This is a genomic window from Comamonas sp. GB3 AK4-5, assembly GCF_041320665.1.
Classification (GTDB): Bacteria; Pseudomonadota; Gammaproteobacteria; order Burkholderiales; family Burkholderiaceae_C; genus Comamonas.
The window spans coordinates 3426235-3452311 of sequence record NZ_CP166730.1 but is presented as its reverse complement, the minus strand read 5'-3'; the positions used below and the strand labels follow the sequence as shown (position 1 = coordinate 3452311).

The 26077-nt window shown below is 63.9% G+C and carries 24 protein-coding genes; 19 read left to right on the top strand and 5 right to left on the bottom strand.

Annotation, left to right across the window (positions count from 1 at the left end; all coding sequences use genetic code 11):
* Nucleotides 1–23 precede the first annotated feature (23 nt).
* The 12 genes from ACA027_RS15635 (at nucleotide 24) to ACA027_RS15580 (ending at nucleotide 14950) form a co-directional block, all read left to right on the top strand.
* Nucleotides 24–809: an enoyl-CoA hydratase gene (locus tag ACA027_RS15635; RefSeq protein WP_370682599.1), complete on the top strand. Its 786-nt coding sequence runs from the start codon at nucleotides 24–26 to the stop codon at nucleotides 807–809.
* A 213-nt stretch (nucleotides 810–1022) separates the two neighbouring features.
* A complete protein-coding gene (locus tag ACA027_RS15630; protein WP_370679125.1) occupies nucleotides 1023–1772 on the top strand; it encodes an electron transfer flavoprotein subunit beta/FixA family protein in 750 nt (249 codons plus the stop codon).
* Nucleotides 1773–1926: 154 nt separating this feature from the next.
* Nucleotides 1927–2865, top strand: a complete 939-nt coding sequence (locus ACA027_RS15625; protein ID WP_370679124.1) for an electron transfer flavoprotein subunit alpha/FixB family protein — start codon at nucleotides 1927–1929, stop codon at nucleotides 2863–2865.
* Between the two features lie 183 nt (nucleotides 2866–3048).
* Nucleotides 3049–4839 (top strand): acyl-CoA dehydrogenase, encoded by a 1791-nt coding sequence (locus ACA027_RS15620; protein ID WP_370679123.1) that lies wholly within the window; start codon nucleotides 3049–3051, stop codon nucleotides 4837–4839.
* A gap of 102 nt (nucleotides 4840–4941) precedes the next feature.
* Entirely contained in the window at nucleotides 4942–5901 is a 960-nt protein-coding gene (locus tag ACA027_RS15615) for an NAD(P)H-dependent flavin oxidoreductase (RefSeq protein WP_370679122.1), read from the top strand.
* Between the two features lie 190 nt (nucleotides 5902–6091).
* A complete protein-coding gene (locus ACA027_RS15610; protein WP_370679121.1) occupies nucleotides 6092–6766 on the top strand; it encodes a hypothetical protein in 675 nt (224 codons plus the stop codon).
* A gap of 648 nt (nucleotides 6767–7414) precedes the next feature.
* Nucleotides 7415–9100 (top strand): thiol reductant ABC exporter subunit CydD, encoded by a 1686-nt coding sequence (cydD, locus tag ACA027_RS15605; protein ID WP_370682598.1) that lies wholly within the window; start codon nucleotides 7415–7417, stop codon nucleotides 9098–9100.
* Nucleotides 9097–10845, top strand: coding sequence for an amino acid ABC transporter ATP-binding/permease protein (locus tag ACA027_RS15600; RefSeq protein ID WP_370679120.1), 1749 nt, complete (start codon nucleotides 9097–9099; stop codon nucleotides 10843–10845). The genes cydD and ACA027_RS15600 overlap by 4 nt, the downstream gene beginning before the upstream one ends.
* 18 nt (nucleotides 10846–10863) lie before the next feature.
* Nucleotides 10864–12453: a cytochrome ubiquinol oxidase subunit I gene (locus ACA027_RS15595; RefSeq protein ID WP_370679119.1), complete on the top strand. Its 1590-nt coding sequence runs from the start codon at nucleotides 10864–10866 to the stop codon at nucleotides 12451–12453.
* Between the two features lie 12 nt (nucleotides 12454–12465).
* Nucleotides 12466–13620: a cytochrome d ubiquinol oxidase subunit II gene (cydB, locus tag ACA027_RS15590; protein WP_370679118.1), complete on the top strand. Its 1155-nt coding sequence runs from the start codon at nucleotides 12466–12468 to the stop codon at nucleotides 13618–13620.
* A 22-nt stretch (nucleotides 13621–13642) separates the two neighbouring features.
* Nucleotides 13643–13780, top strand: coding sequence for a cytochrome bd-I oxidase subunit CydX (gene cydX / locus ACA027_RS15585; RefSeq protein ID WP_370679117.1), 138 nt, complete (start codon nucleotides 13643–13645; stop codon nucleotides 13778–13780).
* Nucleotides 13781–13948: 168 nt separating this feature from the next.
* The gene (locus ACA027_RS15580; protein ID WP_370679116.1) at nucleotides 13949–14950 is read left to right on the top strand and encodes a DUF3014 domain-containing protein; all 1002 of its coding nucleotides are present in this window, start codon (nucleotides 13949–13951) and stop codon (nucleotides 14948–14950) included.
* A gap of 245 nt (nucleotides 14951–15195) precedes the next feature.
* On the opposite strand, the gene ACA027_RS15575 is transcribed toward ACA027_RS15580, so the two are convergent.
* Nucleotides 15196–15783: a GbsR/MarR family transcriptional regulator gene (locus ACA027_RS15575; protein ID WP_370679115.1), complete on the bottom strand. Its 588-nt coding sequence runs from the start codon at nucleotides 15781–15783 to the stop codon at nucleotides 15196–15198.
* A gap of 81 nt (nucleotides 15784–15864) precedes the next feature.
* Nucleotides 15865–16275, bottom strand: a complete 411-nt coding sequence (gene rnk, locus ACA027_RS15570) for a nucleoside diphosphate kinase regulator (protein ID WP_370679114.1) — start codon at nucleotides 16273–16275, stop codon at nucleotides 15865–15867.
* Between the two features lie 348 nt (nucleotides 16276–16623).
* Between rnk and ACA027_RS15565 the strand changes: the two genes are divergently transcribed.
* A complete protein-coding gene (locus ACA027_RS15565) occupies nucleotides 16624–17766 on the top strand; it encodes a PA0069 family radical SAM protein (RefSeq protein ID WP_370679113.1) in 1143 nt (380 codons plus the stop codon).
* 214 nt (nucleotides 17767–17980) lie between these two features.
* Here the strand turns inward: ACA027_RS15565 and ACA027_RS15560 are convergent, their stop codons facing one another.
* Entirely contained in the window at nucleotides 17981–18856 is an 876-nt protein-coding gene (locus tag ACA027_RS15560) for a LysR substrate-binding domain-containing protein (RefSeq protein WP_370679112.1), read from the bottom strand.
* Nucleotides 18857–19096: 240 nt separating this feature from the next.
* Here ACA027_RS15560 and phnX point away from each other — a divergent pair, with 240 nt between their 5' ends.
* The 3 genes from phnX (at nucleotide 19097) to ACA027_RS15545 (ending at nucleotide 21002) form a co-directional block, all read left to right on the top strand.
* A complete protein-coding gene (gene phnX / locus ACA027_RS15555; protein WP_370679111.1) occupies nucleotides 19097–19969 on the top strand; it encodes a phosphonoacetaldehyde hydrolase in 873 nt (290 codons plus the stop codon).
* Nucleotides 19970–20220: 251 nt separating this feature from the next.
* On the top strand, nucleotides 20221–20520 hold the full coding sequence (locus ACA027_RS15550) for a putative quinol monooxygenase (protein WP_370679110.1): 300 nt from the start codon (nucleotides 20221–20223) through the stop codon (nucleotides 20518–20520).
* A gap of 86 nt (nucleotides 20521–20606) precedes the next feature.
* Nucleotides 20607–21002 carry a hypothetical protein gene (locus ACA027_RS15545; RefSeq protein ID WP_370679109.1) on the top strand — a complete coding sequence of 132 codons (396 nt, stop codon included), beginning with the start codon at nucleotides 20607–20609 and terminating at the stop codon, nucleotides 21000–21002.
* Nucleotides 21003–21609: 607 nt separating this feature from the next.
* Here the strand turns inward: ACA027_RS15545 and ACA027_RS15540 are convergent.
* Together ACA027_RS15540 and ACA027_RS15535 are read right to left on the bottom strand one after the other, a co-directional pair.
* Nucleotides 21610–22770, bottom strand: coding sequence for an IS30 family transposase (locus ACA027_RS15540; RefSeq protein WP_370679108.1), 1161 nt, complete (start codon nucleotides 22768–22770; stop codon nucleotides 21610–21612).
* Between the two features lie 86 nt (nucleotides 22771–22856).
* Entirely contained in the window at nucleotides 22857–23621 is a 765-nt protein-coding gene (locus tag ACA027_RS15535) for an SDR family oxidoreductase (protein WP_370679107.1), read from the bottom strand.
* Between the two features lie 94 nt (nucleotides 23622–23715).
* Between ACA027_RS15535 and ACA027_RS15530 the strand changes: the two genes are divergently transcribed.
* The 3 genes from ACA027_RS15530 to ACA027_RS15520 all read left to right on the top strand — a co-directional run bounded on the left by ACA027_RS15530 (nucleotide 23716) and on the right by ACA027_RS15520 (nucleotide 25963).
* Nucleotides 23716–24183, top strand: coding sequence for a DUF6882 domain-containing protein (locus tag ACA027_RS15530; RefSeq protein WP_370679106.1), 468 nt, complete (start codon nucleotides 23716–23718; stop codon nucleotides 24181–24183).
* A gap of 152 nt (nucleotides 24184–24335) precedes the next feature.
* Entirely contained in the window at nucleotides 24336–24851 is a 516-nt protein-coding gene (locus ACA027_RS15525) for a hypothetical protein (protein WP_370679105.1), read from the top strand.
* A 131-nt stretch (nucleotides 24852–24982) separates the two neighbouring features.
* Entirely contained in the window at nucleotides 24983–25963 is a 981-nt protein-coding gene (locus ACA027_RS15520; RefSeq protein ID WP_370679104.1) for a diguanylate cyclase, read from the top strand.
* Nucleotides 25964–26077: the final 114 nt, after the last annotated feature.

Genomic DNA, 26077 nt, shown 5'->3' with positions numbered 1-26077 from the left:
GGAGGAATGTTGGTGTGACGGATATGCAAAACAATGCGCAACTGCTGAGCGTGCAGCGCAGCCCCGAGGGCGTGGTGCGCCTGACCTTGAATGACCCCCAGCGCTTCAATGCCCTGGGTGCGCCCATGCTGGCGGCCTTGCAGCAGGCGCTGGATGCGGTGGCGGCCGATACCTCGGCGCGTGTGGTGGTGCTGGCTGCGGAAGGCAAGGCGTTTTGCGCCGGGCACAACCTCAAGGACATGGCTGCCCACCCGCAGCTGGCCTATTACCAGCAGCTGTTTGCCCAGTGCAGCAAGGTCATGCTGTCCATTGCCAAGCTGCCTGTGCCCGTGATCGCGCGGGTGCATGGCATGGCCACGGCAGCGGGTTGCCAACTGGTGGCCCAGTGCGATCTGGCCGTGGCCAGCACCGAGGCCAGCTTTGCCACCAGCGGCATCAACTACGGCCTGTTCTGTGCCACGCCCAGCGTGCCCCTGGTGCGCAATCTGCCCATCAAGCAGGCCATGGAAATGCTGCTCACCGGCGACTTCATCGACGCTGCCACCGCGCTGCAAAACGGCCTGGTGAACCGCGTGGCGGCGCCCCACCAGCTCGATGCAGCCGTCGACGCCCTGGTGCAATCCATTCTGGCCAAGCCGGCCACAGCCGTGCGCATGGGCAAGGCCCTGGTCTATCAGCAGCGGGAACTGGGTCTGGATGCCGCCTACCAGTTGGCGGGCCAGACCATGGCCACCAACATGATGGACGCCGACGCCCAGGAGGGCGCCCAGGCCTTTGCCGAAAAACGCCAGCCGCGCTGGCAGGCCTGATTCGGCATCAGCTTGCGGTCCGGAGATGGGTGTTAACCCTTGGATTGCCGCAAGCCTTGTGTCATTTCGTGTACGAAGTCATAAAATAGAACGATCGTTCGTTTTGTGGGCGCGGGGATTGTCAGGAATTCCGCTGGAAGCTGCTGCGCCGCCGCATAAAATGAATTTGGTTTACGTAAACGTCAATCTTCCAACAAATCAAGGAGCCGCAGCATGAAGGTATTGGTCCCAGTCAAGCGGGTGGTGGACTACAACGTCAAGGTCCGCGTCAAGAGCGATGGCACAGGCGTGGACATCGCCAACGTCAAGATGAGCATGAACCCGTTTGACGAGATTGCGGTGGAAGAAGCCGTGCGCCTGAAGGAAAAAGGCGTGGTCACGGAAGTGATCGCGGTGTCCTGCGGCGTGGCGCAATGCCAGGAGACGCTGCGCACGGCCATGGCCATTGGCGCCGACCGCGGCATTTTGGTGGAAACCGATGTCGAGCTGCAGCCCCTGGCCGTGGCCAAGCTGCTCAAGGCCCTGGTGGACAAAGAGCAACCCGGCCTGGTGATTCTGGGCAAGCAGGCCATCGACGGCGACAACAACCAGACCGGCCAGATGCTGGCGGCCCTGGCCGATCTGCCCCAGGCCACCTTCGCCTCCAAGGTCGAAGTGGCCGGCGACAAGGTGAATGTGACGCGCGAAGTGGACGGCGGCCTGGAGACCCTGGCCCTGAACACGCCCGCCATCATCACCACCGACCTGCGCCTGAACGAGCCGCGTTATGTGACGCTGCCCAACATCATGAAGGCCAAGAAAAAGCAGCTGGACACGGTGAAGCCCGAGGACTTGGGTGTGGACGTGACGGCCCGCATCAAGACGCTGAAGGTCTCCGAGCCCGCCAAGCGCGGCGCCGGCGTGAAGGTGGCCGATGTGGCCGCTCTGGTCGACAAGCTCAAAAACGAAGCGAAGGTGATCTGACCCCCTGAGCCGCTTCGCGTCTTCCCCCCAGGGGGACGGCAGCCGCGCTTCGGGGCGGCCCTTGCGCGCTGCCCTGACCTGGGCTGCGTCGGTTTCAGGGGCCTGTCTTTCCATCCCAGACTTCGCAAGAACGTAAAGAATTTAGAGGTTGAACATGACTTCTCTCGTCATCGCAGAACACGACAACGCTTCGCTCAAGGGCGCTACTTTGAACACCGTGACGGCCGCCAAGGCCTGCGGCGGTGAGGTGCATGTGCTGGTGGCTGGCGAAAACGCCGGCGCTGCTGCCGCTGCCGCTGCCCAGATCGCTGGTGTGAGCAAGGTGATCCATGCCGACGGCGCAAGCCTCAAAGACGGCCTGGCAGAAAACCTGACCGCCCAGGTGCTGGCTGTGCAGGCCTCCGGCAACTACAGCCACATCCTGTTCCCGGCCACGGCCTCGGGCAAGAACGTGGCCCCGCGCGTGGCGGCCAAGCTGGACGTGGGCCAGATCAGCGACATCACCAAGGTGGACAGCGCCGACACCTTCGAGCGCCCCATCTATGCCGGCAACGCCGTGGCCACCGTGCAGAGCACGGATGCCGTGAAGGTGATCACCGTGCGCGGCACGGGCTTTGACGCTGCTGCTGCCACTGGTGGTTCGGCCGCCGTGGAAACCGTGGCTGCCGTGGCTGACGCCGGCAAGAGCAGCTTTGTGGGTCGTGAAGTCACCAAGAACGACCGTCCCGAGCTGACGGCCGCCAAGATCATCGTCTCCGGTGGCCGTGCCCTGGGCAGCGCCGAGAAGTTCAACGAAGTGATGACCCCGCTGGCCGACAAGCTGGGCGCGGCCATTGGCGCCTCGCGCGCGGCGGTGGACGCAGGCTATGCGCCCAACGACCTGCAAGTGGGCCAGACCGGCAAGATCGTGGCGCCGCAGCTGTACATCGCTGCAGGCATCTCGGGCGCTATCCAGCATTTGGCCGGCATGAAGGACTCCAAGGTGATCGTGGCGATCAACAAGGACCCGGAAGCACCGATCTTCTCGGTGGCCGACTACGGTCTGGAGGCAGACCTGTTCCAGGCCGTGCCGGAACTGGTGAAGGCGCTGTAATCGACGGCATGTGAAAAGAGGGGCTTGCTGCCCCTCTTTTCACATCTGCCCAGGATGCATGGGCATGTCCTGTGGCTTGCGCTGCAAGACATGCCCATGGACCTTGGTGCCGCCTTCTGCCCCCGGCGGGGAGCAGAGGCCGCCCTCCACATCGATTCAAATCCACAACGCAAAGGTGACAAGATGAGTTATGCGGCCCCGATCAAAGACATGCTGTTTGCCATGGAGCATCTGGCCGGTATCGAGCAAGTGGCGCAGATCCCCGGCTTCGAAGATGCCGGTCTGGAGACCGCCCAGGCCGTGCTGGAAGAATGCGCCAAGCTGTGCGAAGGCGTGGTGGCGCCGCTGAATGTGCCCGGCGATGTGAACCCCTCTTCGTGGAAGGATGGCAAGGTCACCACCACCCTGGGTTTTGCCGATGCCTTCAAGCAGTACGCCGAAGGCGGCTGGCAAGGCCTGCAGCATCCGGTCCAGTTCGGCGGCCAGGGCCTGCCCAAGACCGTGGGCGCGGCCTGCGTGGAAATGCTCAACAGCGCCAATCTGAGCTTTGCGCTGTGCCCGCTGCTCACCGATGGCGCCATCGAAGCCCTGCTCACCGCGGGTAGCGATGCGCTCAAGGCGACCTACCTGGAAAAGCTGATCTCCGGCCAGTGGACCGGCACCATGAACCTGACCGAGCCCCAGGCCGGCTCCGATCTGGCCCTGGTGCGCACCAAGGCCGATCCCCAGGCCGATGGCACGTACAAGGTGTTTGGCACCAAGATCTTCATCACCTACGGTGAGCACGATATGGCCGAGAACATCGTCCACCTGGTGCTGGCCCGCGTGGCAGGTGCACCCGAGGGCGTGAAGGGCATCAGCCTGTTTGTGGTGCCCAAGTTCCTGGTGAATCAGGACGGCTCGCTGGGCGCGCGCAACGATGCGCATTGCGTCAGCATCGAGCACAAGATGGGCATCAAGGCATCGCCCACGGCCGTGCTGCAGTTTGGCGATCACGGCGGTGCCGTGGGCTATCTGGTGGGCGAGGAAAACCGTGGCCTGGAGTACATGTTCATCATGATGAACGCGGCCCGCTACGCCGTGGGTGTGCAGGGCATTGCCGTGGCCGAGCGCGCCTACCAGCATGCCGTGCAGTACGCCAAGGAGCGCGTGCAAAGCCGCCCTGTGGACGGCTCGGTCAAGGCCAGCGCCACCATCATTCACCACCCCGATGTGCGCCGCATGCTGATGACCATGCGCGCCTACACCGAGGGCTGCCGCGCCATGGCCAGCACGGCCGCGGCGGCCTATGACGCGGCCCACCAGCATCCCGATGCCGAAGTGCGCCAGGCCAACGCCACCTTCTATGAATTCATGGTGCCTCTGGTCAAGGGCTACAGCACCGAAATGAGCCTGGAAGTCACCAGCCTGGGCGTGCAGGTGCACGGCGGCATGGGCTTTATCGAGGAAACCGGCGCCGCCCAGTACTACCGTGACGCCAAGATCCTGACCATTTACGAAGGCACGACCGCCATCCAGGCCAATGACCTGGTGGGCCGCAAGACGGCGCGTGACGGCGGCGCTTCGGCCAAGGCCATTGCCGAGCAGATCGCCAAGACCGAAGCCGCGCTGCGCGCCAGTACCAGCGTGGATGCCGTGGCCCTGGCCGATCGCCTGCAGGCCGCGCGCGAATCGTTCCTGCAGGTGGTGGACTTTGTGGCCGGCCAGACCAAGGCCAGCCCCAACGCCGTGTTTGCCGGCAGCGTTCCCTATCTGATGCTGACCGGCAACCTGGTGGCCGGCTGGCAAATGGGCCGCGCACTGCTGGTGGCCCAGGCCAAGGCGGCAGCGGGCGAGGATGTGCAATTCATGCAGGCCAAGGTAGCCACGGCCCGTTTCTATGGTGATCACATCCTGACCCGCGTGCCCGGTCAGGCCACATCGGTGCTGCATGGTGCGGATGCCGTGATGGCTCTGCCCCAGGAAGCATTCTGAGTCCCTTGTTGGACTGATATCAAAAAGAGAGCTGGAGTCGCTTGTGTGGCAGGCGTTTCAGCTCTTTTTTGTCATATTCGAGACTTTAGAGGAGACCTTGTTATGTCCAGAATTCCAGCCGCGCTGCAAAAACTGTCGCTGCCCGTCATCGGTTCGCCCCTGTTCATCATCAGCAATCCCAAGCTGGTGATCGAGCAATGCAAGGCCGGTATCGTCGGCTCCATGCCCGCGCTCAACGCCCGTCCTGCCGAGCTGTTGGAAGACTGGCTGGCCGAGATCACCGAAACCCTGGCGGCCTGGGACAAGGCCCATCCCGAGCAGCCTTCGGCGCCTTTTGCCATCAACCAGATCGTGCACAAGAGCAATGACCGCCTGGAGCACGACATGCAGGTCTGCGCCAAGTACAAGGTGCCCATCGTCATCACCAGCCTGGGTGCGCGCGAGGACGTGAACCAGGCCGTGCACGGCTGGGGCGGCGTGGTGTTGCACGACATCATCAACAACAAGTTCGCCCGCAAGGCCATCGAAAAAGGCGCTGACGGCCTGATCGCCGTGGCCGCTGGCGCCGGTGGCCACGCCGGGGTGAAGAGCCCGTTTGCGCTGATCCAGGAGGTCCGCCAGTGGTTTGACGGCCCCGTGGCCTTGTCCGGCTCCATCGCCACTGGCGACGCCGTGCTGGCGGCCCAGGCCATGGGCGCGGACTTTGCCTATATCGGCTCGGCCTTCATCGCCACCGAAGAAGCGCGTGCGACCGATGACTACAAGCAGGCCATCGTGGACGGCAACTCCGACGATGTGATCTACAGCAATCTGTTCACCGGCGTGCATGGCAACTACCTGGCCCCCTCCATCCGTGCGGCCGGCCTGGACCCCGAGAACCTGCCGCAGTCCGATGCCAGCGCCATGAACTTTGGCTCCGGCCGCACCAAGGCCTGGAAAGACATCTGGGGCTGCGGCCAGGGCATTGGCGCCGTCGACAAGGTGGTGCCCACGGCCGAGCTGGTGGCACGCCTCAAGCGTGAATACGCCGCAGCCCGCCAGCGCCTGCAACTGGCGGCCTGAGCCCGCAGGCTTTGGCGTTGCGGCGCCAGAGCGTTTGATAGTTACAATTTGCCCGCCTCGGCAGGCCATGGCCTGCCGCGTGCAGCTTCCAAGCCCCTGTGTGCCAGGTCGTTCTTCTCAAGAGCCGGCCTGTAGCGCAGGGGTTTGTCTTTTTGCGCGCTCTGTGGAGCGCTGTTTGCTTTCCATCTCTATGCAATTGAAATCCCTGGGCGCCGTGGCGCTGGCATCTCTGGCACTGGCCACTTCCGTGCAAGCGGCCGAACTCACTCCACAGGCCGCGACCGATCTGTTCCTGAAGTCCATCGTCCATATCGACACCAAGGCCATGGAGGCGCTCAACGCCTACCTGCGCCCGACGCGCACCAGCCCGGGTCAGGGTGACTTCATCAACGTCACCGAAATGCAGGAAGTCGATCGCGACTACCCCAAGGAGCTGGCCGAGACTTTTCTGGAAAACGTGCAGCTGAGCGATGCAGAAAAAAAGGCGCTGGAGCCCGCTGCGGTGCAGCTGTTCGCCAGCGTGCGTGCCTCGCAAAAGCGCATTGCCTGCACCATGGGCAAGCCCCAGAAAATCACCGAAGGCGTGCATGCCGCGATGATGGCCGTCAGCGTGCCCTTCCGCTGCATGGCGCCCAATCCTCCGGAAAAAATCGTGGCCTTTTTGCAGCGCGCAGGTGCTGCCAAGTGGAGCCTGGCCCAGTACAGCGAAGGCGTGCAAGCCCTGAGCAAGGGCTTTGAAGCCGCACCGCTGACCCAGGTCTGGGACGGCGAGCTCCCGCTGGCCGCCGAGAAGAAGAAAAAGCCACTGGTGTGGCAGAACAACTTCCCGCGCGAAAGCATTGACGTCACGCCGCTGCAGTACTGAGCGGTCGTTTTCCGTTTTTTCCTGGGCGCGCAGCAGCCACGGCATAGCCTCCCAGGCGCATGCCAGGCGCCTGCTGCGCCCCTGGCGGCCTGCCACCTTCGCGGTGCGCAGGGCCGCCATGCCCCAGGCTTTTTTCGCCCGGTGCGCAGGCAAGCGCGTGCCGCATGCGCGTTATGCCCCTCTGTTTTTTGGGGGATACCCGCCAGCCCTTGGCGCCTTGCCACACACCGCCAGGGGGCGTTGTCGGACAGCGCGCCATTTCTCTCGGTTGTCGCTTTTCCCCTCCAGCCTTGCCTCTTGGTGAAGGCTTGCAGCGTCTGCTCTACGCCTGCAACGTAAACACACACTCAAAGCCCTGCATAAGCCCAGCCGCAGCCATGGTCATCGCCGGCCTGCGCCGAAGGGGCGTGCCCAGCGGGCACAGGCCGGTTTGAAGTGATTTTGACGGCGCGATAAAGCTTGCTATAAACCGCTCGTCGGACATAAAAATTGATCGCAGTCAACACCACAGTGTTTCACTTGGTTTCCTGTATCCCGGCGAAGGCAGGTGTTGCGTTGGATTTAACATATGCAGAAATTTCAGTAAATACTGAAACAGAGAGGAAAACATCTGTGCCTGACTCTGATCAAGCGCTGCACAAATCCCGCATGCCAGGGCGGCGGCTGGACCGTGGCAGCAGTTGGTCGGTGCTGGCGTCGCTGCTGTGGCTGCCGCAGGCCGCGCTGCTGGCGCTGGCTGTCCAACGCATTGCCGATGGGCAGGCGGCCACCGTCATGCCGCTGGCAGCCGGTCTGCTGGTTTTGGGCCTGCTGCGTGCCTGGAGCGATGGGCATGGCATGCGCTGCAGCTTTGATAGCGCCCGCAGCGCGCTGCAAGTGCTGCGCGGCCAGGTGGTGCAGGCATTGGCGCAAGCCTCGCCCTTGGACCGCCAGCGTCCGCCTTCGGGTCTGGCGGCCAGCGCTGTGGCCGAGCAGGCCGAAGCCATCGTTCCCTGGCTCTCGCGCTACCAGACCGCCATGTGGCGGGTGATGCTGGTGTCGCCGGTGATTGCCCTGGCCGTGGCCACCCAGTCCTGGGTGGCCGCTTTGATTCTGCTGCTGGCTGCGCCCCTGATCCCCCTGTTCATGGCCATTGTGGGCTGGCGCGCCCAGGCCGCCAGCGAAGAGCAGATGGTGCAACTGGGGCAGATGAATGGTTTCTTGCTGGACCGCCTGCGTGGCATGACCACGCTGCGCGCCCTGGGCGCGGTGGACGCCACGGCCCTGCGCCTGCGCGCGCATGCCGAGTCCCTGCGCCAGCGCACCATGCGCGTGCTGCGCATCGCCTTTCTGTCCTCGGCCGTGCTGGAGCTTTTCTCCGCTCTGGGCGTGGCCATGGTCGCCGTCTATGTGGGCTTTCACCTGCTGGGCCATCTGGAGTTTGGTGCCTGGCAGGGCAAGCTCAATCTGGGCCAGGCCCTGTTTGTGCTGCTGCTGGCCCCCAGCTTTTTCGAACCACTGCGTGAGCTGTCCGCCGTCTGGCATGACCGCGCTGCGGGTGAAGCCGCCATGCAGACGCTGCAGCAGCTGACCCTGCCGCGCCAACCGCTGCCCGGTGCGTTGCACAGCCCCAGTGCCCATCCCGAGCAGGCGGCCAGCCATCTGCTGCTGCAAGGCGTGCAGGTACAGGCCCCGGGTGTGGACCAGGCCTTGCCCGCCATCGATCTGGAGGTGCAGCCCGGCGAGCATGTGGCCCTGTGGGGCCCCAGCGGCAGCGGCAAGTCGCTGCTGCTGGCACAGATTGCCGGCCTGCTGCCGTTGAGCTATGGCGAGCTGCATATCGACGGCGTGGCCTGTACCGAGGCAACCGCTGCCGCGCTGCGCGGGCGCATCGCCTGGATGGGGCAGCAGCCCCATGTGTTTGCCGGCTCGGTGGCGCGCAACGTGGGCCTGCAGCGGCCCGGTGTCTCGGCCCGGGCGGTGGCCGAGGCGGTGGAATGGGCCGGTCTGGGCCAGGTGCTTGCAGCCCGGCCCAGCAACAGCCTGGGGGAGGGCGGACAAGGCCTTTCCGGCGGTGAAGCCCTGCGCCTGGCCCTGGCCCGGCTGGCCACGGCAGCTCCCCAGGCCGGTCTGTTGCTGGTGGATGAGCCCACGGCCCACCTGGACCAGGCCACGGCCGACCAGGTGACCGAGGCCTTGCTGCAGCTGGCCCAGGGCCGCACCCTGGTGGTGGCCACGCACGATCCGCTGCTGGCGGCCCGCATGCACCGCACTGTGGTCATGCCTGGCACAGATGAGCGGGCCAGCAGGGCGCAGCGGGCGCCGGCTTCCACGCCCGAAGAGGTCTGCCCATGAAACACACCCACGCCGTGCGCACCATGCTGAAGGCGCTGGCCGCCATGGCACCGCGCCGCCTGTGGCTGGGTGGCATGGCCATGGCCTGCCTCACGGTGCTGATGGGCATGGCCTTGCTGGGCCTGTCGGGCTGGTTTATTGCCGCCACGGCCATGGCGGGTCTTGTGCCGCTCACGGCCCTGGTTTTTGATGTCTTCATGCCCAGCGCCGGCATACGTCTGCTGGCCCTGGGGCGCACCGGATCGCGCTATGCCGAGCGCCTGCTGACCCATGACGCCACGCTGGCCGTGCTGGCCGCGCTGCGCGAGCGCCTGTTTCGCAGCTGGGCGCCGGCAGGCAGCGCCTGGCAACTGCGCATGCGGCCCGCACGCTGGCTGCAGCGGCTGACCAGCGATGTGGATGCGCTGGACAGCCTCTATCTGCGCTTGCTGGTGCCGCTGGCTGCGGCCTGTGGCGCGGCCTTGCTGGCGGCCGTGGTGCTGGCTGGCATGCGCTGGTGGCTGGGCCTGTTGCTGGGTCTGTGGCTGCTGCTGGCCGGTGTGGGTCTGGCGGTCTGGCTGGCGCGCAAGGCCCGTAGACCCGCCACCCGCCGCGCCGTGGCGCTGGAGGCCCTGCGGGCCCAGGCCGTGGACCTGGTGGCTGGACAAACCGATTTGCTGATGGCGGGGCGCTTGAGCGCCCAGTGCGAGCGCATGGCCGCCACCGAACAGCGTGTGGCCCAGGCTGATCGACAGCTCAACCGGCTGGAGGCCAGGGCCAGCATGGGCTATGGCGCGGCTGGTGCACTGACCCTGGCCGGTGTGCTGCTGGCCGTGGCCGCGCTGGCCGAGCAAGGGCGAATTGGCGCGCCCGGCGCCGCCCTGGCCCTGCTGGTGGCCCTGGCCGCCATGGAGCCTTTTGCCGCCTTGCGCCGGGGGGCCGCCGAGGCCGGTCGTACTTTGTTGGCCATCAAACGCCTTGCACCGCAGGTACAGAGCGCAGATGCTGCTAGCAGCTTGATAGCGCAGCGGCCCGCAGCCGGCGTGGCGCTGTCGCTGCAGTCGGCCACCACCCGGCCCTATGGCAGCCAGCGCGTGGTGCTGGGCCCCTTGAGCCTGGTGGTGCGCCAGGGTGAGCATGTGGCCGTGGTGGGCCGCAGCGGCGCGGGCAAAAGCACATTGCTGCTGTTGCTGGCCGGCGAGCTGCTCGCACTGCAGGGCAGCGTGGCCGCCGAGCCCGTGACCTGGCTGACCCAGCGCACCGAACTCTTTCAGGACAGCCTGCGGGACAACCTGCTGCTGGCCCAACCCGAGGCCAGCGATGCCGCGCTGTGGCAGGCCTTGCAGGACGCAGGCCTGGCGGCCGATGTGCGCGCCATGCCGCAAGGCCTGGACACGTTGCTGGGCGAGGGCGGCCTGGGTCTGTCGGGCGGCCAGGCCAGGCGCCTGGCGCTGGCGCGGCTGCTGCTGCACCCGGCGGGCTGCTGGCTGCTGGACGAGCCCACCGAAGGATTGGATGCCGCCACCGCAGCCGATGTGCTGCAGCGCTTGCGGCAGCAGATGCAAACACAGGCACAGGTACGCACCGTGGTGGTGGCCACCCATTTGCGCCGGGAGGCCGAGCTGGCCGACCGCGTGCTGTGGCTGGAACAAGGACGACCGGTGCTGGATGCACCGCGCGGCTCGGCCGAGTTCGCGCGGGTGCTGGCGCAGCTGCGTGAGGACGCCGATGGCGTGGCGCAGCAGGGCATGACCCCAGATTTTTAAGAGAGAAAGGACTTCCCCATGAACCTCGACATCGTCGATTTATCGCGGCTGCAGTTCGCGATAACGGCGCTCTACCACTTTCTGTTCGTGCCACTCACGATCGGCCTGTCCATACTCGTTGCCATCATGGAAACGGTGTATGTGATGACCGGCCGCACCATCTGGCGCGACATGACCAAGTTCTGGGGCGTTCTGTTCGGTATCAACTTCGCCATGGGCGTGGCCACCGGCGTGGTGATGGAGTTCCAGTTCGGCATGAACTGGAGCTACTACAGCCACTATGTGGGCGACATCTTTGGCGCTCCGCTCGCCATTGAAGGCCTGATGGCCTTCTTCCTGGAAGCCACTTTCGTGGGCCTGTTCTTCTTCGGATGGGACCGCATGAGCAAGGTGCAGCACTTGGTGGCCACCTGGCTGGTGGCCATCGGCTCCAACTTCTCGGCGCTGTGGATTCTGATTGCCAACGGCTGGATGCAAAACCCCGTGGGCGCAGCCTTCAACCCGCAGACCATGCGCATGGAAGTCACCGACTTCTTCGCCGTGCTGACCAACCCGGTGGCCCAGGCCAAGTTTGTGCACACCGTCTCGGCCGGCTACGTGACGGCCTCGCTGTTCGTGCTGGGCATCTCGGCCTGGTATGTGCTCAAGGGCCGTCATTTGCACCTGGCCAAGCGCTCCATGACCGTGGCGGCCTCCTTCGGCCTGGCGGCCTCGCTGTCGGTGGTGGTGCTGGGCGATGAGTCCGGCTATCTGTCGTCCGAGCACCAGAAGATGAAGCTGGCCTCCATCGAAGCCATGTGGGAGACGGAAGCCGCACCGGCCGCCTTCACCGCCTTCGGCTTCCCCGACAGCGAAGCGCGCGAAACCCATTTCGCCGTGCACATTCCATGGGCCATGGGCCTGATCGGCACGCGTTCGCTGAACACCGAAATCCCCGGCATCAAGGAGCTGGTGAAGAGCGCCGAAGGCCATATCCGCGCCGGTATCCAGGCGTATGACGCGCTGCAAATCATCCGCACCGCCAAGAGCGATGCCGAGGTGCCGCCCGACGCCCGCGCCGTGTTCGAGGACAAGGGCTACGCCCTCGGTTATGCCCTGCTGCTCAAGCGCTATGTGGACGACCCGCGCCAGGCCACCGAAGCCCAGATCGCCCAGGCTGCCAAGGACACCGTGCCCCCCGTGGGCCCGCTGTTCTGGACCTTCCGCGTGATGGTGGGCCTGGGCATGTTCTTCATCGTGCTCACCGCCGCCTTCTTCTGGCTGTCGGTACGCCACAAGCTGGACGCCTACCCCTGGCTGCTGAAGCTGGCCGTGTTCTCGATTCCGCTGCCCTGGATTGCTGCCGAGTGCGGTTGGGTGGTGGCCGAGCTGGGTCGCCAGCCCTGGATCATCGAAGGCGTGCTGCCCACGGCCATGGCGGTGTCCCACCTGGGTGCCACCACGCTGCTGCTGACCATTGCCGGCTTTGTGTTGATCTACACCGTGCTGTTCATCATCGAGATGAAGCTGATGGCGCGTGCGATCAAAAAGGGCCCGGAGCATGAGAGCGAGCCCCACCTGAGCCTGTACGAGCCCATGATCGAAAAACTGGCGCGTGCGCAAAGCTAAGGAGCAATCAACATGATCTTGCATGAACTGATTTCGTATGACGTGTTGCGCGTCATCTGGTGGCTGCTGCTGGGCATTTTGCTCACCGGCTTCGCCGTCACCGACGGCTTTGACCTGGGCGCCATGGCCCTGCTGCGCGCCACGGCCAAGACCGACGTGGAGCGCCGCGTGGTCATCAACAGCGTGGGCCCGGTGTGGGAGGGCAACCAGGTGTGGCTGATTCTGGGCGGCGGCGCCATTTTTGCCGCCTGGCCCCAGCTGTATGCCGTGTCCTTCTCCGGCTTCTATCTGGCCATGTTCGCCATTTTGGTGGCGCTGATCCTGCGCCCCGTGGCCTTCAAGTTCCGCAGCAAGCGCGAGGAGCCGGGCTGGCGCAATGCCTGGGACTGGGTGCTGTGCATTGCCGGCATCGTGCCCGCGCTGATCTTCGGCGTGGCCATGGGCAATGTGCTGCTGGGCGTGCCTTTCCGCCTGGGTGAAGACCTGCGCATCTACTACGACGGCAGCTTCTTCGGCCTGCTGACCCCGTTCGCGCTGCTGTGCGGCCTGGTGTCGCTGTGCATGCTGCTGATGCATGGTGCCTCGTGGCTGGTGTTCAAGACCGAGGGTGAAGTGGCCCAACGCGCCGCACGCTGGGGCAGCCTGGCTGCGCTGCTGACGGCCGTGCTGTTTGCACTGGCCGGTGTGTGGATTGCGCTGGACATCCAGGGCTATGTCATCACCAGCGCCATCAACACCGTGGGCGCATCCAACCCCCTGGGCAAGACCGCTGCGCTCAGCGAAGGCGCCTGGATGGCCAACTTTGCGCGCCAGCCCCTGCTGTGGGCCTTGCCGGCTCTGGGTGTGCTGCTGCCTCTGGTGAGCGCTCTGGGCATGCGTGGCCGCCGTGAATGGCTGGCGCTGCTGGCCAGCGGCCTGGCCGTGGCCTGCATCATCCTCACCGTGGGTGCGGCCATGTTCCCCATGATCTTGCCGTCCTCCATCGACCCGCGTTTCAGCCTCACAGTGTGGGACTCGTCCTCCAGCCATGTGACGCTGTTCATCATGCTGGTGTGCGCGCTGATCTTTGTGCCCATCATCCTGGCCTATACCAGCTGGGTCTACAGCATTTTGCGTGGCAAGGTGGACGCGGTGGCGATTGCCACCGGCCAAGGCCACTCGTACTAAATACCAAAGCAAAGGAAACCGTATGTGGTATTTCTCCTGGATCCTGGGCCTGCCCCTGGCAGCGGCCTTTGCCGTGCTCAACGCCATGTGGTTTGAGCTGATGGATGACGAGGCCACGCGCCGCCGCATCCTGGACCGCACCAGCAAGCTGCCGGATTAAGCCCGATTAAGCGTTCGCGCTGTCACTGCGCAGCCAAGGCCTGTCCTCGAAAGAGGGCAGGCCTTTTTTGTACGCCCCCCGATACCTGACCCTGGCGCAAGGAAGGTGTACAAGCCCCGAACGGGGATTGCTGCTAGGGTGGGCGGGTGTTGATGAGAGGATTTCCGCATGCCTGAACCCACATCCCGCATGGAGCCCCGCACGCCAGCGGCTCCGGCCGCCGCAGCCCACTCTGCCGCCGATGCACGCGGGGAGCCCATTTCCCGCCTGCACCACCAGGCCAAGGGCCTGGGCCTGGGTGCCAAGCTGGGCCTGTTTGCCTTGTTGTTGGCAGCCGGTGGCGCGGCCTGGTGGCAATGGGGGCGAGAGGCACCGCCTGCAGCCCCTGCACCCCAGGCGCCGGCCACTGCTGCAGCGCCGGCTGCGGCGCCCGAGCCCAGCCCTGCACCGGAGGCCGTGCCTGCGCCCGCGCCGAGCGAAGCGGCCGCCACCTCCCACCCCATAGAGCCCGCCGCCGATGCCCAGGGGCGCCCGCCCTTGGTGGCGGACGACGGCCAGGCCCTGGCCCAGGCCGTGAGTGGATGGCTGGGCCGCGAAGCCACGCTGCGCTTTGTGGCCACCGATGACCAGGCCCGCCGCATCACGGCCACGGTGGACAATCTGGCGCGCGGCCAGGCCGCAGTGCGGCTGTGGCCCTTGCACCCCGTGGGAGGCCGCATGGTGGTGGCTCGCACCGACGATGGCGGTATGACGATCGCTGCAGAAAACGCAGCACGTTATGACGAAGTGGTGGGCTTTGTGGCGGGTCTGAACGTGGAGCAGGGCGCCGCCCTGTACCGCCGCGTCTACCCCGTGCTGCAGCAGGCCTATGAGAATCTGGGCTACCCCGGCCAGCGCTTCAATGACAGGCTGGTGGCGGTGATAGACCATCTGCTGGCCACGCCCGATCCGACAGCCCCGCTGGCCTTGAAGCTGGTGCAGGTCCACAGCCAGGCGCAGCCGGGCGTGCCACAGGCGCCGCAGCAGCCTTGGCTGCGTTATGAGTTTGCGGACAGCGAGTTGCAGAACGCCTCAGCGGGGCAGAAGATTTTGCTGCGCATGGGGATTGGCCACACGCAGCGCATCAAGGCGCAGCTACGCGCCCTGCGCGCCCAGATCACCAAGCCTTGAAGCCAGCCCTGAAGGCCGTGGATGGTTAATCGTTTGGAGGCGGCCATACAGCGCCTCATGCTTTGTTGCTGGCCCTTGCCGTACGCAAGTACTGTCTGCGGGCCAGCGTCGCGCCTGAAGCGCTGTCTGGCCGTTGTGGTTGTGCTTTGGGGCCCGCTGCGGTTTTTTGACCCACTCCTGCCACCCAATACCGTGCGTTGTGGTGATGCGCGCAAAAACAAAGGCCTGCATCTGCAGGCCTTTTTTCAGTCTTGGCTGTCGTCCTTAGCGGGCTTTTTGCCGCGGCCGGTGAGCTTGTCCTTGATCTCCAGCACACGCGTGACGGCCGAGCCCATGCCCATCAGCTGCATGGCAGTTTCGGGTTGCAGGCGCTGCACATCGTCAAACCAGGTCATCAGCTTTTCGATGAGCTGGTACATCTCCTGCATGCGCTGCTGGGCATGTTGCTCGTCTTCGGACTGGGCCGATTCCAGCAGGGCCGAGCGCAGCATGGACTGCGTGGGCTCGATTTCGCGGCGGCGGCGCTCTTCGGCCAAGCGGCGAAAGATCTCCCACACGTCTTGCGGCGCTTCAAAGTATTCGCGCCGGTCGCCGGGGTGGTGGCGCAGGTTGACCAGTCGCCAGGACTGCAGCTCCTTGAGCCCCATGCTCACGTTGGAGCGCGAGAACTCCAGCGTCTCGGCAATCTCCTCGGCATTCAGCGCGCGCGGCGACAGATAGAGCAGGGCGTAGATCTGGCCGACGGTGCGATTGATGCCCCAGCGGCTGCCCATTTCGCCAAAGTGTGAGACGAATTGCCGATTCAGCGAAGGGAGAGGCGAGATCTGAGACATGTTTTGTATTGTGCCTGCGGATTTAAATATTTCAGCATGGAGTGAAATCGCGGGCACACAGCCTGGCTGGGCGCCATGCGTTCAACGGTGCAGCTCGCCCGCGCTTTCGGGTTGGAAGTCGATGCCATCCACACGCACCGTCACCTTCTGGCCGGTGGGGCTGGGCATCTGAAACTCATCGCCCACGCTCAGGCCCAGCAGGGCAATGCCCACGGGGGCAAACACCGACACCTTGTCCGCGCTGCCATCCATTTCCCGGGGGTAGACCAGGGTCAGCGTGTTGGTCTTGCCGCTTTCCAGCAGGGTGAAGCGCACGGTGGAGTTCATGGTCACCACGGTGGCCGGCATCTCGGAGGGCTCCAGCACATCGGCGCGGTCCAGCTCGGTTTCCAGCGTGTCGCGGCCGGGGAAATCGCCAGACATCTTCTCCAGCAGGGCTTCGATGCGCTCCAGATCCAGGGTCGACAGAGTGATGGTGGGCTTGCGCTCCATGATGGGGCTCCTTGCGGTGGAAGGGGTTGAACCGTGCGCGTGGCGCTGTATGGCCAAGTCCACACGGACAAAAGCCCGGGCAACGGGGTTGTCCGGGCCAAGGCATCGTGAAAAAAGCACCATCTTGGTGCGATAGGCCCATTGTCTGCCGGCCGGGCGCTTCTGCCAAGCGATCCCGCACGCCGAAGTGCGATATGTGACAGCGGCTTGCAACTTTAAAAAAAGGAGCTAGTAGTGCGCTCCATCACTGTACCGGGTCGCTATTTGTTTCTGCATGGTTCAACCTGGAAAGCCTTGGCCGTGAAAAACACCTTGTGCAAATAACTGTATTTATATACAGTTAAATCCATGCCGCAGCCCTCCCACCCTGATACCCCCGACGCCCTGCAGCCCGTCACGCTGCACAAGGGGCGGGCCGCGCTCAGCCAGATTGCCCACCGCTTTGCCCGCGATGCGCGCGAGGCGATGGACGACGGCTGGGGGCAGGGCGCTGAGGGCGAAGACGATGCCTTTACACCCGCCGCCCTGCACACCCAACTGGAGTGGGAGCAGTGCAAATCCGCCTTCAGCCGCCACGACTCGCCCGATCTGCCTTTTCACCTGGGGCTGAACCCCTATCGGGGCTGCGAGCATGGCTGCATTTATTGCTATGCCCGGCCCACCCACGGCTATCTGGGTTATTCGCCGGGGCTGGACTTTGAAACCCGGCTGATTGCCAAAGCCAATATGCCCGAAGTGCTGCGGGCCGAGCTGTCCAGGCCCAGCCACCGGGCCGCGCCCGTGATGCTGGGCTCGGTCACCGACTGCTACCAGCCCATAGAGCGCGAGCTGGGGCTGACGCGGCGTGTGATCGAGGTGCTGGCCCAGGCGCGCCACCCGTTTTCCATCGTCACCAAGGGCAGCGGTGTGGAGCGCGATCTGGACCTGCTGGTGCCGCTGGCGCGCCAGCGGCTGGTGGCCGTGTACGTCACCCTCACCACGCTGCAGCCCGAGCTGGCCCGCAGGCTGGAGCCCCGGGCCGCAGCGCCGCACCGGCGGCTGCGCACCGTGCGCATCCTGGCCGAGGCCGGTGTGCCCGTGGGCGTGAGCCTGGCGCCGCAAATCCCTTTTTTGAACGATGACCTGGAGCAGGTGCTGGCCGCAGCCCACGCGGCCGGCGCGCGCCAGGCCTTTTATGCCGTGCTGCGTCTGCCCTGGGAGGTGGCGCCCCTGTTTGAAGCCTGGCTGCGCCAGCACTACCCCGACCGCGCCCAGCGCGTACTGGAGCGGGTGCGCGATCTGCATGGCATCAGCGAGGAACAGCGGGCCGAGGGCAAGGTCTACAGCAGCCAGTTTGGCCAGCGCATGAAGGGCCAGGGCGCATGGGCCGATATGCTGGGCCAGCGCTTTGCCCTGGCCTGCCGCAAGCTGGGGTTGAACCGCGAGCGGGTGCGGCTTGATTGCAGTCTGTACCACCACAGCTTGCTGTCAGGTCAGCAGAGCTTGTTTTGAAGAATGTTTGGGAGTGCTTGGTTGTCTCGTTGGGAGGCGGCCATACAGCGCTTCATGCTTTGTTGCTGGCCCTTGCCGTACGCAAGTACTGTCTGCGGGCCAGCGTCGCGCCTGAAGCGCTGTCTGGCCGTTGTGGGGGGCGGTCTGAGTGCCCGACCCACTTCCCTGGCCCGCTCCGGGGTGCATCAATCCAGGGCTTCGCAGTCCTGAGCGCTCATGCAGTCGGCAAAGCTTCTCCAAACGCAGCAGCCCAGAACGACTTCAGCAGCAGGCTGTCGCTGCGCTCGCGCATGGCATAGACATAGGTGGTGGTGTGGGCCGGCTCGCCTGCAATGCGCACCGGACGCAGGCGCGGGTCGGGCACAAACTCCGAGGCGCAGACCGTGCCCAGGCCCAGTCCATGGGCCACGGCCTCGCGTATGGCCTCGCGGCTGCCTATCTCCAGCGCCGTCACCGGCTGCACCGCATGGGCGGCCAGCGCAGCCTCCAGGGCCGTGCGGGTGGTGGAGCCTTGCTCGCGCCAGATCAGGGGCTGGCCGTGCAGCTCCTGTAGCGCGATCTCGCTGCGCTGGGCAAAGGGGTGGGCCAGCGGCGCCATCACGATGATGGGGTGGCGCGTATAAGGCCGCGCCAGCAGCTCGGGCCGCTCGTGTAGGCCGGCCAGCACGGCCACATCGGTGGTGTAGTGCTCCAGGTCGTGCAGCGCCTGCTGGGAATTGCCCACGCGCACCGACAGCTGCATGCCGGGGTGGCGGGCGCGGTAGGCGGCCACCATCTCCATCACATGGAAAGGGCCCACGGCGCCAATCTTCAGCTCGCCCTGGTTCAGCTGGCCGGCATCGCGCAGCAGAAAGTCGGCCTCGGCCTCCAGGGCGAGCAGCTTGTGCGCAAGCGGCAGCAGGCGGGCTCCGGCGCTGGTGGGCCACATGCGATAGCCCTGGCGGTGAAATAGCGCGCTGCGGCTGCTTCGCTCCAGCGCGGCAATCTGGGTGGACACCGTGGGCTGGCTCACCCCCAGGGCGCGGGCGGCAGCGCTCAGGCTGGCATGGTGGGCCACGGCCACAAAGGCGCGGTAGCGGGCGGTACTCATGGCAAAGCGGCGAATCAGAAAGGGAGGGGGCCGGAGTGCATCTCCAGCTTTTGTCTATGGAAGCTATGGCGGCCGATTCTGAATCTTTCACATGGCAGAAATATGTCAGCCCTAGCATGGCTGCCAATGACGCAACCCTGCGCTGCGTCGCTACTGCCGGTATGCAGGCCCTGCATGGGAATACCTTGAAACGCATACTGCACCAGCACAGACAGCTCACTTTTTTGAAACTTCTCCGCCATGACCCAGAACCTCCACCCCGCCGCCGTTTCTGCCGCTGCGCGCTCTTCTTCCACTGCCAACCTGGCACCGCTGCAGGCCGTCATCTTTGACTGGGCCGGCACGCTGGTGGACTTTGGCTCGCTGGCACCCACACAGATTTTTGTCGAGGCCTTTGCCACCTTCGGCATCACCATCACCCTGGCCCAGGCGCGCGGGCCCATGGGCCTGTCCAAATGGGACCATATCCACCAGCTGCTGCAGGACCCAAGCATCGCCCGCCAGTGGCAAGCCCAGTTCGGCAGCGCTCCCGAAGACAAGGATGTGGATGCCATCTACGCTCGCTTCATGCCCATGCAGATCGCCAAGGTGGGGGAGTTCTCCGCCCCCATCGCCGGCGCGGTAGAGCTGCTGCAATGGCTGCGCGCCCAGGGTTTGAAAGTGGGCTCCTGCTCCGGCTACCCGCGCGAGGTGCTGAACCAGTTGCTGCCACAGGCCCTGGCCGCCGGCATTGCGCCCGACCATGTGGTGGCCGGTGACGAGCTGGCCGCCGGCGGGCGCCCCGGCCCCTTCATGGCCCTGGCCAATGTGCTGGCGCTGGGCATCACCGACGTGCGCGCCTGCGTCAAGGTGGACGACACCGTGCCCGGCATCGTCGAGGGCCGCAACGCCGGCATGTGGACCGTGGGCCTGAGCCTGTCCGGCAACGAGGTGGGCTACAGCCTGGCCGAATATGCCAAGGCCCGGGCTGCCGAAGTCGATGCCCGCGTGGCCCGGGCCGAAGCCAAACTCAAGGCCGCCGGTGCCCACTATGTGGTGCGCAGCGTGGCTGATCTGCCTGCGGTGCTGGCGCAGATTGCGACGGATATGCGCCAGGGCAAAACGCCTGCATAAGCGCTTTCTTTCCAGGGGACATGCATGCCCAGCGCCTGCCGGTATGACACCTTCCCCCGCCGGGGGAAGGCGGGGATGGGGGCCAGCTAAACATCGCTGCAGCCTCTAGCCCTTGGCCTGTCTGCACCAGCTGCTCCTATTTTGAATGCGGCAGCTGCTTGTCAGGATTCGGTACGTTTGACCTTTTAGGATGTTTCACCAACATCGCCCCCTCGCTTCGGCGTGGGGGCGTTTTCTATGGGGAGTCCGAAATGCTGCTGATCGTGGGCACTGTGCGCCTGCCGCCCGAAAACCTGGAACGTGCCAAACCCGTGATGCGGGCCATGGTCGAAGCCTCACGCGCCGAGGCGGGCTGCCTGGAATATGGCTATGCCGAGGACTTGTTTGTGCCCGGGCTGATTCATGTGAAGGAATGCTGGACCGACCAGGCCGCGCTGGATGCGCATTTTGCGTCGGAGCATATTCAGACGTGGCGGGGGAGTTGGGTGGGGCTGGGGATTGGGGATAGGGATTTGAAGGTTTATGAGGTGAATTCATCTCGCGCGACTTAGAATTTAGCTGATTTCCGCCTAAGAGAAAATCAGGTTTTGACTAGGTTGTATCTCCCGATTCTCTTCTTCATCAGAGATAAAATTCAATGAAAAATATTGCTCTATCTATAGGATTTTTGTGTGCATCATTTTTCGTGCAAGCAGCCGAGCCACCACAATGTAGGCAACAGACGGTCGAGAATTCCGTAATTGAGATGTGTCTTTTGCCTGGGGCCGCTTTCCAGCATGACCTCTATACGTTGAAGGCCGATAAGGTCATGATATTTGCCCTCGTCGATGATTACTCCGAGAACGTCCAGCTTGACCATGTGATCCCGGAAGGGCTCACCATAGAATTTCCATTGTCAAAGCAAGGGGGGAAATCTGTAACGATCAAAGGCGGATGTGTTCCTGAAAGCAAAGAAGGTGCTGAGGTTGCGCGAGTTTGTAATTTCCACTGGGGCAAGCACCACATTGTTAAAGACGTTCGTTTTGAATTTTAATGGCCGGTTGGCCTAGCTATTTTTCAACGGTATCTCAAGAAATTCCCGGTTTTTAAAAAATATCCCGCGAGGCCTTCGGGATAAATCCCGTTAGTTAGTCCATTTATGCCTATATATCTTCCGACGATTGCAATTTTGCTTGGCCTAACCTCAATTGCTGCGGCACAGTTTGGAATTGCGCTTCGTGCTTTCACTAGCAATCCTCTCCGGGGAGTACTTTGTTTTATTTTGCCATTTTACGTTTACGTCTATGCGAGAAAGTATGAAGCCAATCCGTGGTTCATGCGGATCTGGTATTTGGGATTTGCGCTATTTATCGCCGGGGGCGTGTTGGCATCATGAAAACTAAGGACTTGACTTTCGCATGGTGCTGTAACCACAGTATTTGGCGGTAGCTGAGTTTGGCGATTATTTATTCTGCCGACCTCTGGAGGCTGGCATGCGATGCTCACAGACATGACGGTGTATCCAATCCATAATCGTCATTCAACGTTTGTGTGGAGATTTCAAAAAAATCTCCTTTGAAGTTTCGCTTTCTGATAAATAGCTAGCGAGCGCTTGGATTTTTGGAAGCTATATGTGTGAGTGCCCCTTGCCGAGTGTGGATTCAACCGATCAATGCAACGCATTCGTTAAACAGCTCAGCCGGGGTCCTGTACCCCAAGGTTTTTCTGGGCCGTTCGTTCAGTTTCCTCGCAATCACATCCAACTCATCTTGCGAGTAGCCTGAGATGTCGATGCCCTTGGGAAGGTACTGCCGGAGCAGGCCATTCGTGTTTTCGTTCGTTCCGCGCTGCCATGGATTTTGTGGATCGCAGAAGTAGACCTGGATGTCGGTGGCCACGGTGAATCGTTTGTGTCCCGCCATCTCCGGTCCGCGATCCCAGGTCAAGGAACGATAGAGCTCTTGTGGCAAGGTCTGCGCATGCCTGGCCAGCGCTGCTGCCACGGTGTACGAATCCTTGTCCACCAATTTGACCAGCATTACGTAGCGGGTGTGGCGCTCCACCAGCGTTGCAACCTGGCTGTAGGCATCGCCGAACAACAGATCACCTTCCCAGTGGCCAGGCACTGCCCGATCCTCGATACAGGCTGGACGCTCGCTGATGGGCACTGCATCGACGATCCGGCCATGGATGGGCGTTTTCTGCGTGTAATGGCGTGAGCGACGCATCCCTCTGGTACGCCGCAGATGCTCCAGAAGCTCTTTCTTCAAAGCCCCGCGTGTTTGAACAAAAAGCGTGCGGTAGATGGCTTCGTGAGACACCTGCAAATCCTTCTCGCCCGGGTAAGTGCGTTTGAGCCACCCTGCTATTTGCTCAGGCGACCACTGACTCTGCAATTTACCTGCCACGGTCTGTGCCAGTTCAGGATTACAAGCCAGCTTGCATGTCTTTGGGCGACGTGCTCGTTCCCAGGCCGCCTCGTCTGCCTTTGTAGCTCGGTAGGAAGTCTTGCCGCCGTTACGCAGGAGTTCACGGCTGACGGTGGACGCTGCTCGTCTCAAACGCTTGGCTACACAGCGGATGGACTCACCTGCAGCCAGGCTGCGCGATATCTCCTCGCGCTCAGCCAGAGACAGGGCCAAACGTGCCCGATGCCTTGCGGGTGGCCGGATACCCCCTGTCGCGCTCAGGATGGTGTGAATGGATGTGTGCGGTCGGTCAAACAGCTTGCCGATCTCATGCAAGGTATCACCAGCTTTCCAGCGATCCCACATCAGTGCCTTCTGAGCTTCGGTGTAGTAAATCCGCAGTCTTTGCTTCATGCCAACACTCCTTGCGCCAGAGGCAGTCATTGTGTTGCATTGACCAGTTGAATCCGCAGCCGTGAGCAGGCGCTCAGCCCGTCAAATCATCCCCGCCCCACAAACGGCATCTTGGTTGCCATCACCGTGTGAAACAGCACATTGGCCTCCAGGGGCAGATTGGCCATATACAGCACCGACTGAGCCACGGTGGCCACATCGATCATGGGCTCCACCGCGATCTCGCCATTGGCCTGGGGCACGCCCTTGGCCATGCGTGCGGCCAGCTCGGTGACGGCGTTGCCGATGTCGATCTGGCCCACGGCAATATTCCAGGCACGGCCGTCCAGGGCGGCGGTCTTGGTCAGGCCCATCACGGCGTGTTTGGTGGCGGTGTAGGCGGCGGAATTGGGGCGCGGCGTGTGGGCGGAGATGCTGCCGTTGTTGATGATGCGCCCGCCCTGGGGGGATTGGTCACGCATCACGCGGCAGGCCTGCTGCAGGCAATAAAACATGCCGTTGAGATTGGTGTTGACCACGTCCTGCCAGTCTGCAGCCGACCAGTCCAGAAACGAGCCCGCCGGGTTGCCACGCCCAGCGTTGTTGAACAGCAGGTCCACACGGCCAAAGTGCGCCACGGCCTGGGCAAACAGCTGCTGTACGGCAGCCGCATCGGTCACATCGGTAGGTACGGCCAGCACGCGGTCTGCGGCCTGGTGGCGCTCTTGTGCAGCCTGGCGCACTTCCTCCAACAGTTGTGCGCGGCGGCCGGCCAGCACCACCTGCCAGCCATCAGCAACCAGGGCCAGGGCCGTGGCTTTGCCAATGCCGGAGCCGGCTCCGGTGACGACGGCGACTTTGTGTGTCTGCATGGATGCTTCCTTGGTCAATGAGGGTGGCAGGCATTGTAGAAAACGCTGGCTGTGCAAGCGGTCACCACCGTTGCTGTGCCTTATGCTTATTGCCATGAGCGACAGTACCGAGAGATTCATCCACGTAGCCCGCGAGGGGCTGGACCTGCAAACCACGGCGCATGCCGCGAGCTGGCACCTGGGGGAAGAAAAAAACTGGTCCGCAGACCTGGAGGCCGGCACCATTGCCTTTGACTTTGCCGACGGCACCGTGGCCACGGCCGCGATCCAGGTGGTGGGCACGTACAACCAGGCGGATGGCAGCTTTTTGTGGGGCTGGGACCACCCCTCGGTGCCCGCAGTCCTGGGTGCCCATGCACAGCTGGCCCGAGACTGGGGCCAGCTGCAGGGCGCCGCAGCCTTCACCGAGCGCAAGCTGCAGTGCAGCGAAGACGATGCCTGGAGCTTTGCTGCCGTGGCCAATCGGCTGGCCGAGGCCAATGGCGTCTACCGCGGCACAGCGGGCAACACGCTGGTGTTCATGACCTTTGGCTCGGTACGGCTGCAGAAAAATACCGTGTGAATGGGTTTTGGCGCATGCGCCCTCTCGCTGCGCGGGAGGGCGATGCTGCCAGTGTGCTGTGGCGCTCCGGCATGGGCGCCACAGCTTGAGGGGGCGTGGATGATGCGCGCGGCATCATGCATGACGGAAATGCAGAGGACTGGAACCACGGCATGAAGAAAAGAAAGCAGCGGATTTCGCTGCTCGCGTTTTTGCAGACCGGCAGGCTGGGGGCATTGCAGCCGTGCCGTGATCTTTCCCCGGAAGCGCTGGCGGCCATGCTGGGACCGCCGGACGAAGTGGAAACCCAAGACGGTGTTCCCTACGCGGTGGAAAGCACCAGCTGCTTTCCCGTCATCGCCTGCTATGGCAGCTTGGAATTTCACTTCGACAGCGGCCGCACGCTGTACTGCGTGTTCTCTGATAACCCCTGGGTAGGCCAGCCCTATGGCGGGCGGCAGATCCGCTTTGCCGACAGCGCCTTGCTGCGCTACGGCAGGCCCATGGCGGAATTTCTGCGCCTGGCCCAGGGGCAGGGCCTGCCGGTGCAGCCCTGCGCGCGCCCGGGCTTGTTGCCTTATGCCCATGTGCTGCGCACGGCGGGCGGGGTGGAGCTGGGGTTTGAGGTGGATGACCCGGACGACCGCAGCGAGCAGCCCACGCTGCGCTGGTGGAGCTGGCAGGCCTAGGCGCGCTGGCCAGGCCGCATGCCAGCCCCGACCGAGTGGATCTGCGAGAATTTGCGACCCGTATGTGCGACCCGTATTCGCGACTTGTATTTGCGCCCCGTTTCTGGCCTGCCAGCATGTCTGATGCCTCTATGTCTGACGCTTCTGTTTTAACGCACAGCCAATACCAGTCGGTTTGCGACAGCTTGCCCGATCCGACCTTCATCCTGACGGAGTCAGGTCGTTACGCAGCCATCCTGGGCGGGAAAGACAAGCGCTACTACCACGACGGAAGTTCATTGGTGGGCAAGTCGATTGCGGACGTGCTGACCGTCGCAAAGGCGCAGTGGTTTGTGCAGCAAATCAAGCATGCACTGGCCAGCAGGCAAATGCTGGTGGTGGAGTACGAGTTGAGCGCCCACGATGTGCGGGGCCTGCCCACCGAGGGGCCGGTGGAGCCCATCTGGTTTGAGGGCCGTGTCACGGCACTGGGTCAGCTGTATGGGGGCGAAAAAGCGGTGGTCTGGGTGGCCAGCAACATCACGGCCAGTAAGTGCATGCAACAGTTGCTGCAGCAGCAGGCCATGTGCGATGAGTTGACGGGCTTGCCCAACCGGCGCCGCCTGATGCAGGTGCTGGAGCAGGCCTATGCCGATTTCTGCAATCAGGCCCGGTCTGCCTGCCTAGTGAGCTTTGATGTGGACCGCTTCAAGGCCATCAATGACGGCCTGGGTCACCCCGCCGGTGACCGGGCTTTGCGGGATCTGGCCCATGCGGTGCAGCCGCTGGTGGCTGCCCAGGATTGGGTGTGCCGATTGGGCGGGGATGAATTTGCCATCCTGTGCCAGGGCCGCACCATGGCCGACATTGCCGCCTTGGCCCAGCAACTGCTGCAGACCGGGATGCGGGTGCTGCAACCCTATGCAAACGGTGGCCCTGCGCCGACGCTGAGTCTGGGTATGGCCCATTTCCAGCCCTCAGACTCCAGCATGGAAGACGTCATGCGCCGTGCAGACCAGGCCTTGTACATGTCCAAGACGCAGGGCGGACACCGGGCCAGCGATTCCCCCTCGCTGGGCGGCTTGGGCATGCCCGAGCACGAGCACGAACGTGAGGGTGCGCCCGGCAGGTGAGCGCTCTCCAGCTGCCGCACCGGGTGAGTGAGTGGGCCCTGGCTGCCGCTCAGGCGGGTGCGCTGCGATGGCGGGCTGCCGCCTTGGGGCTGATGCTGGCGTCGATCAGCGCAT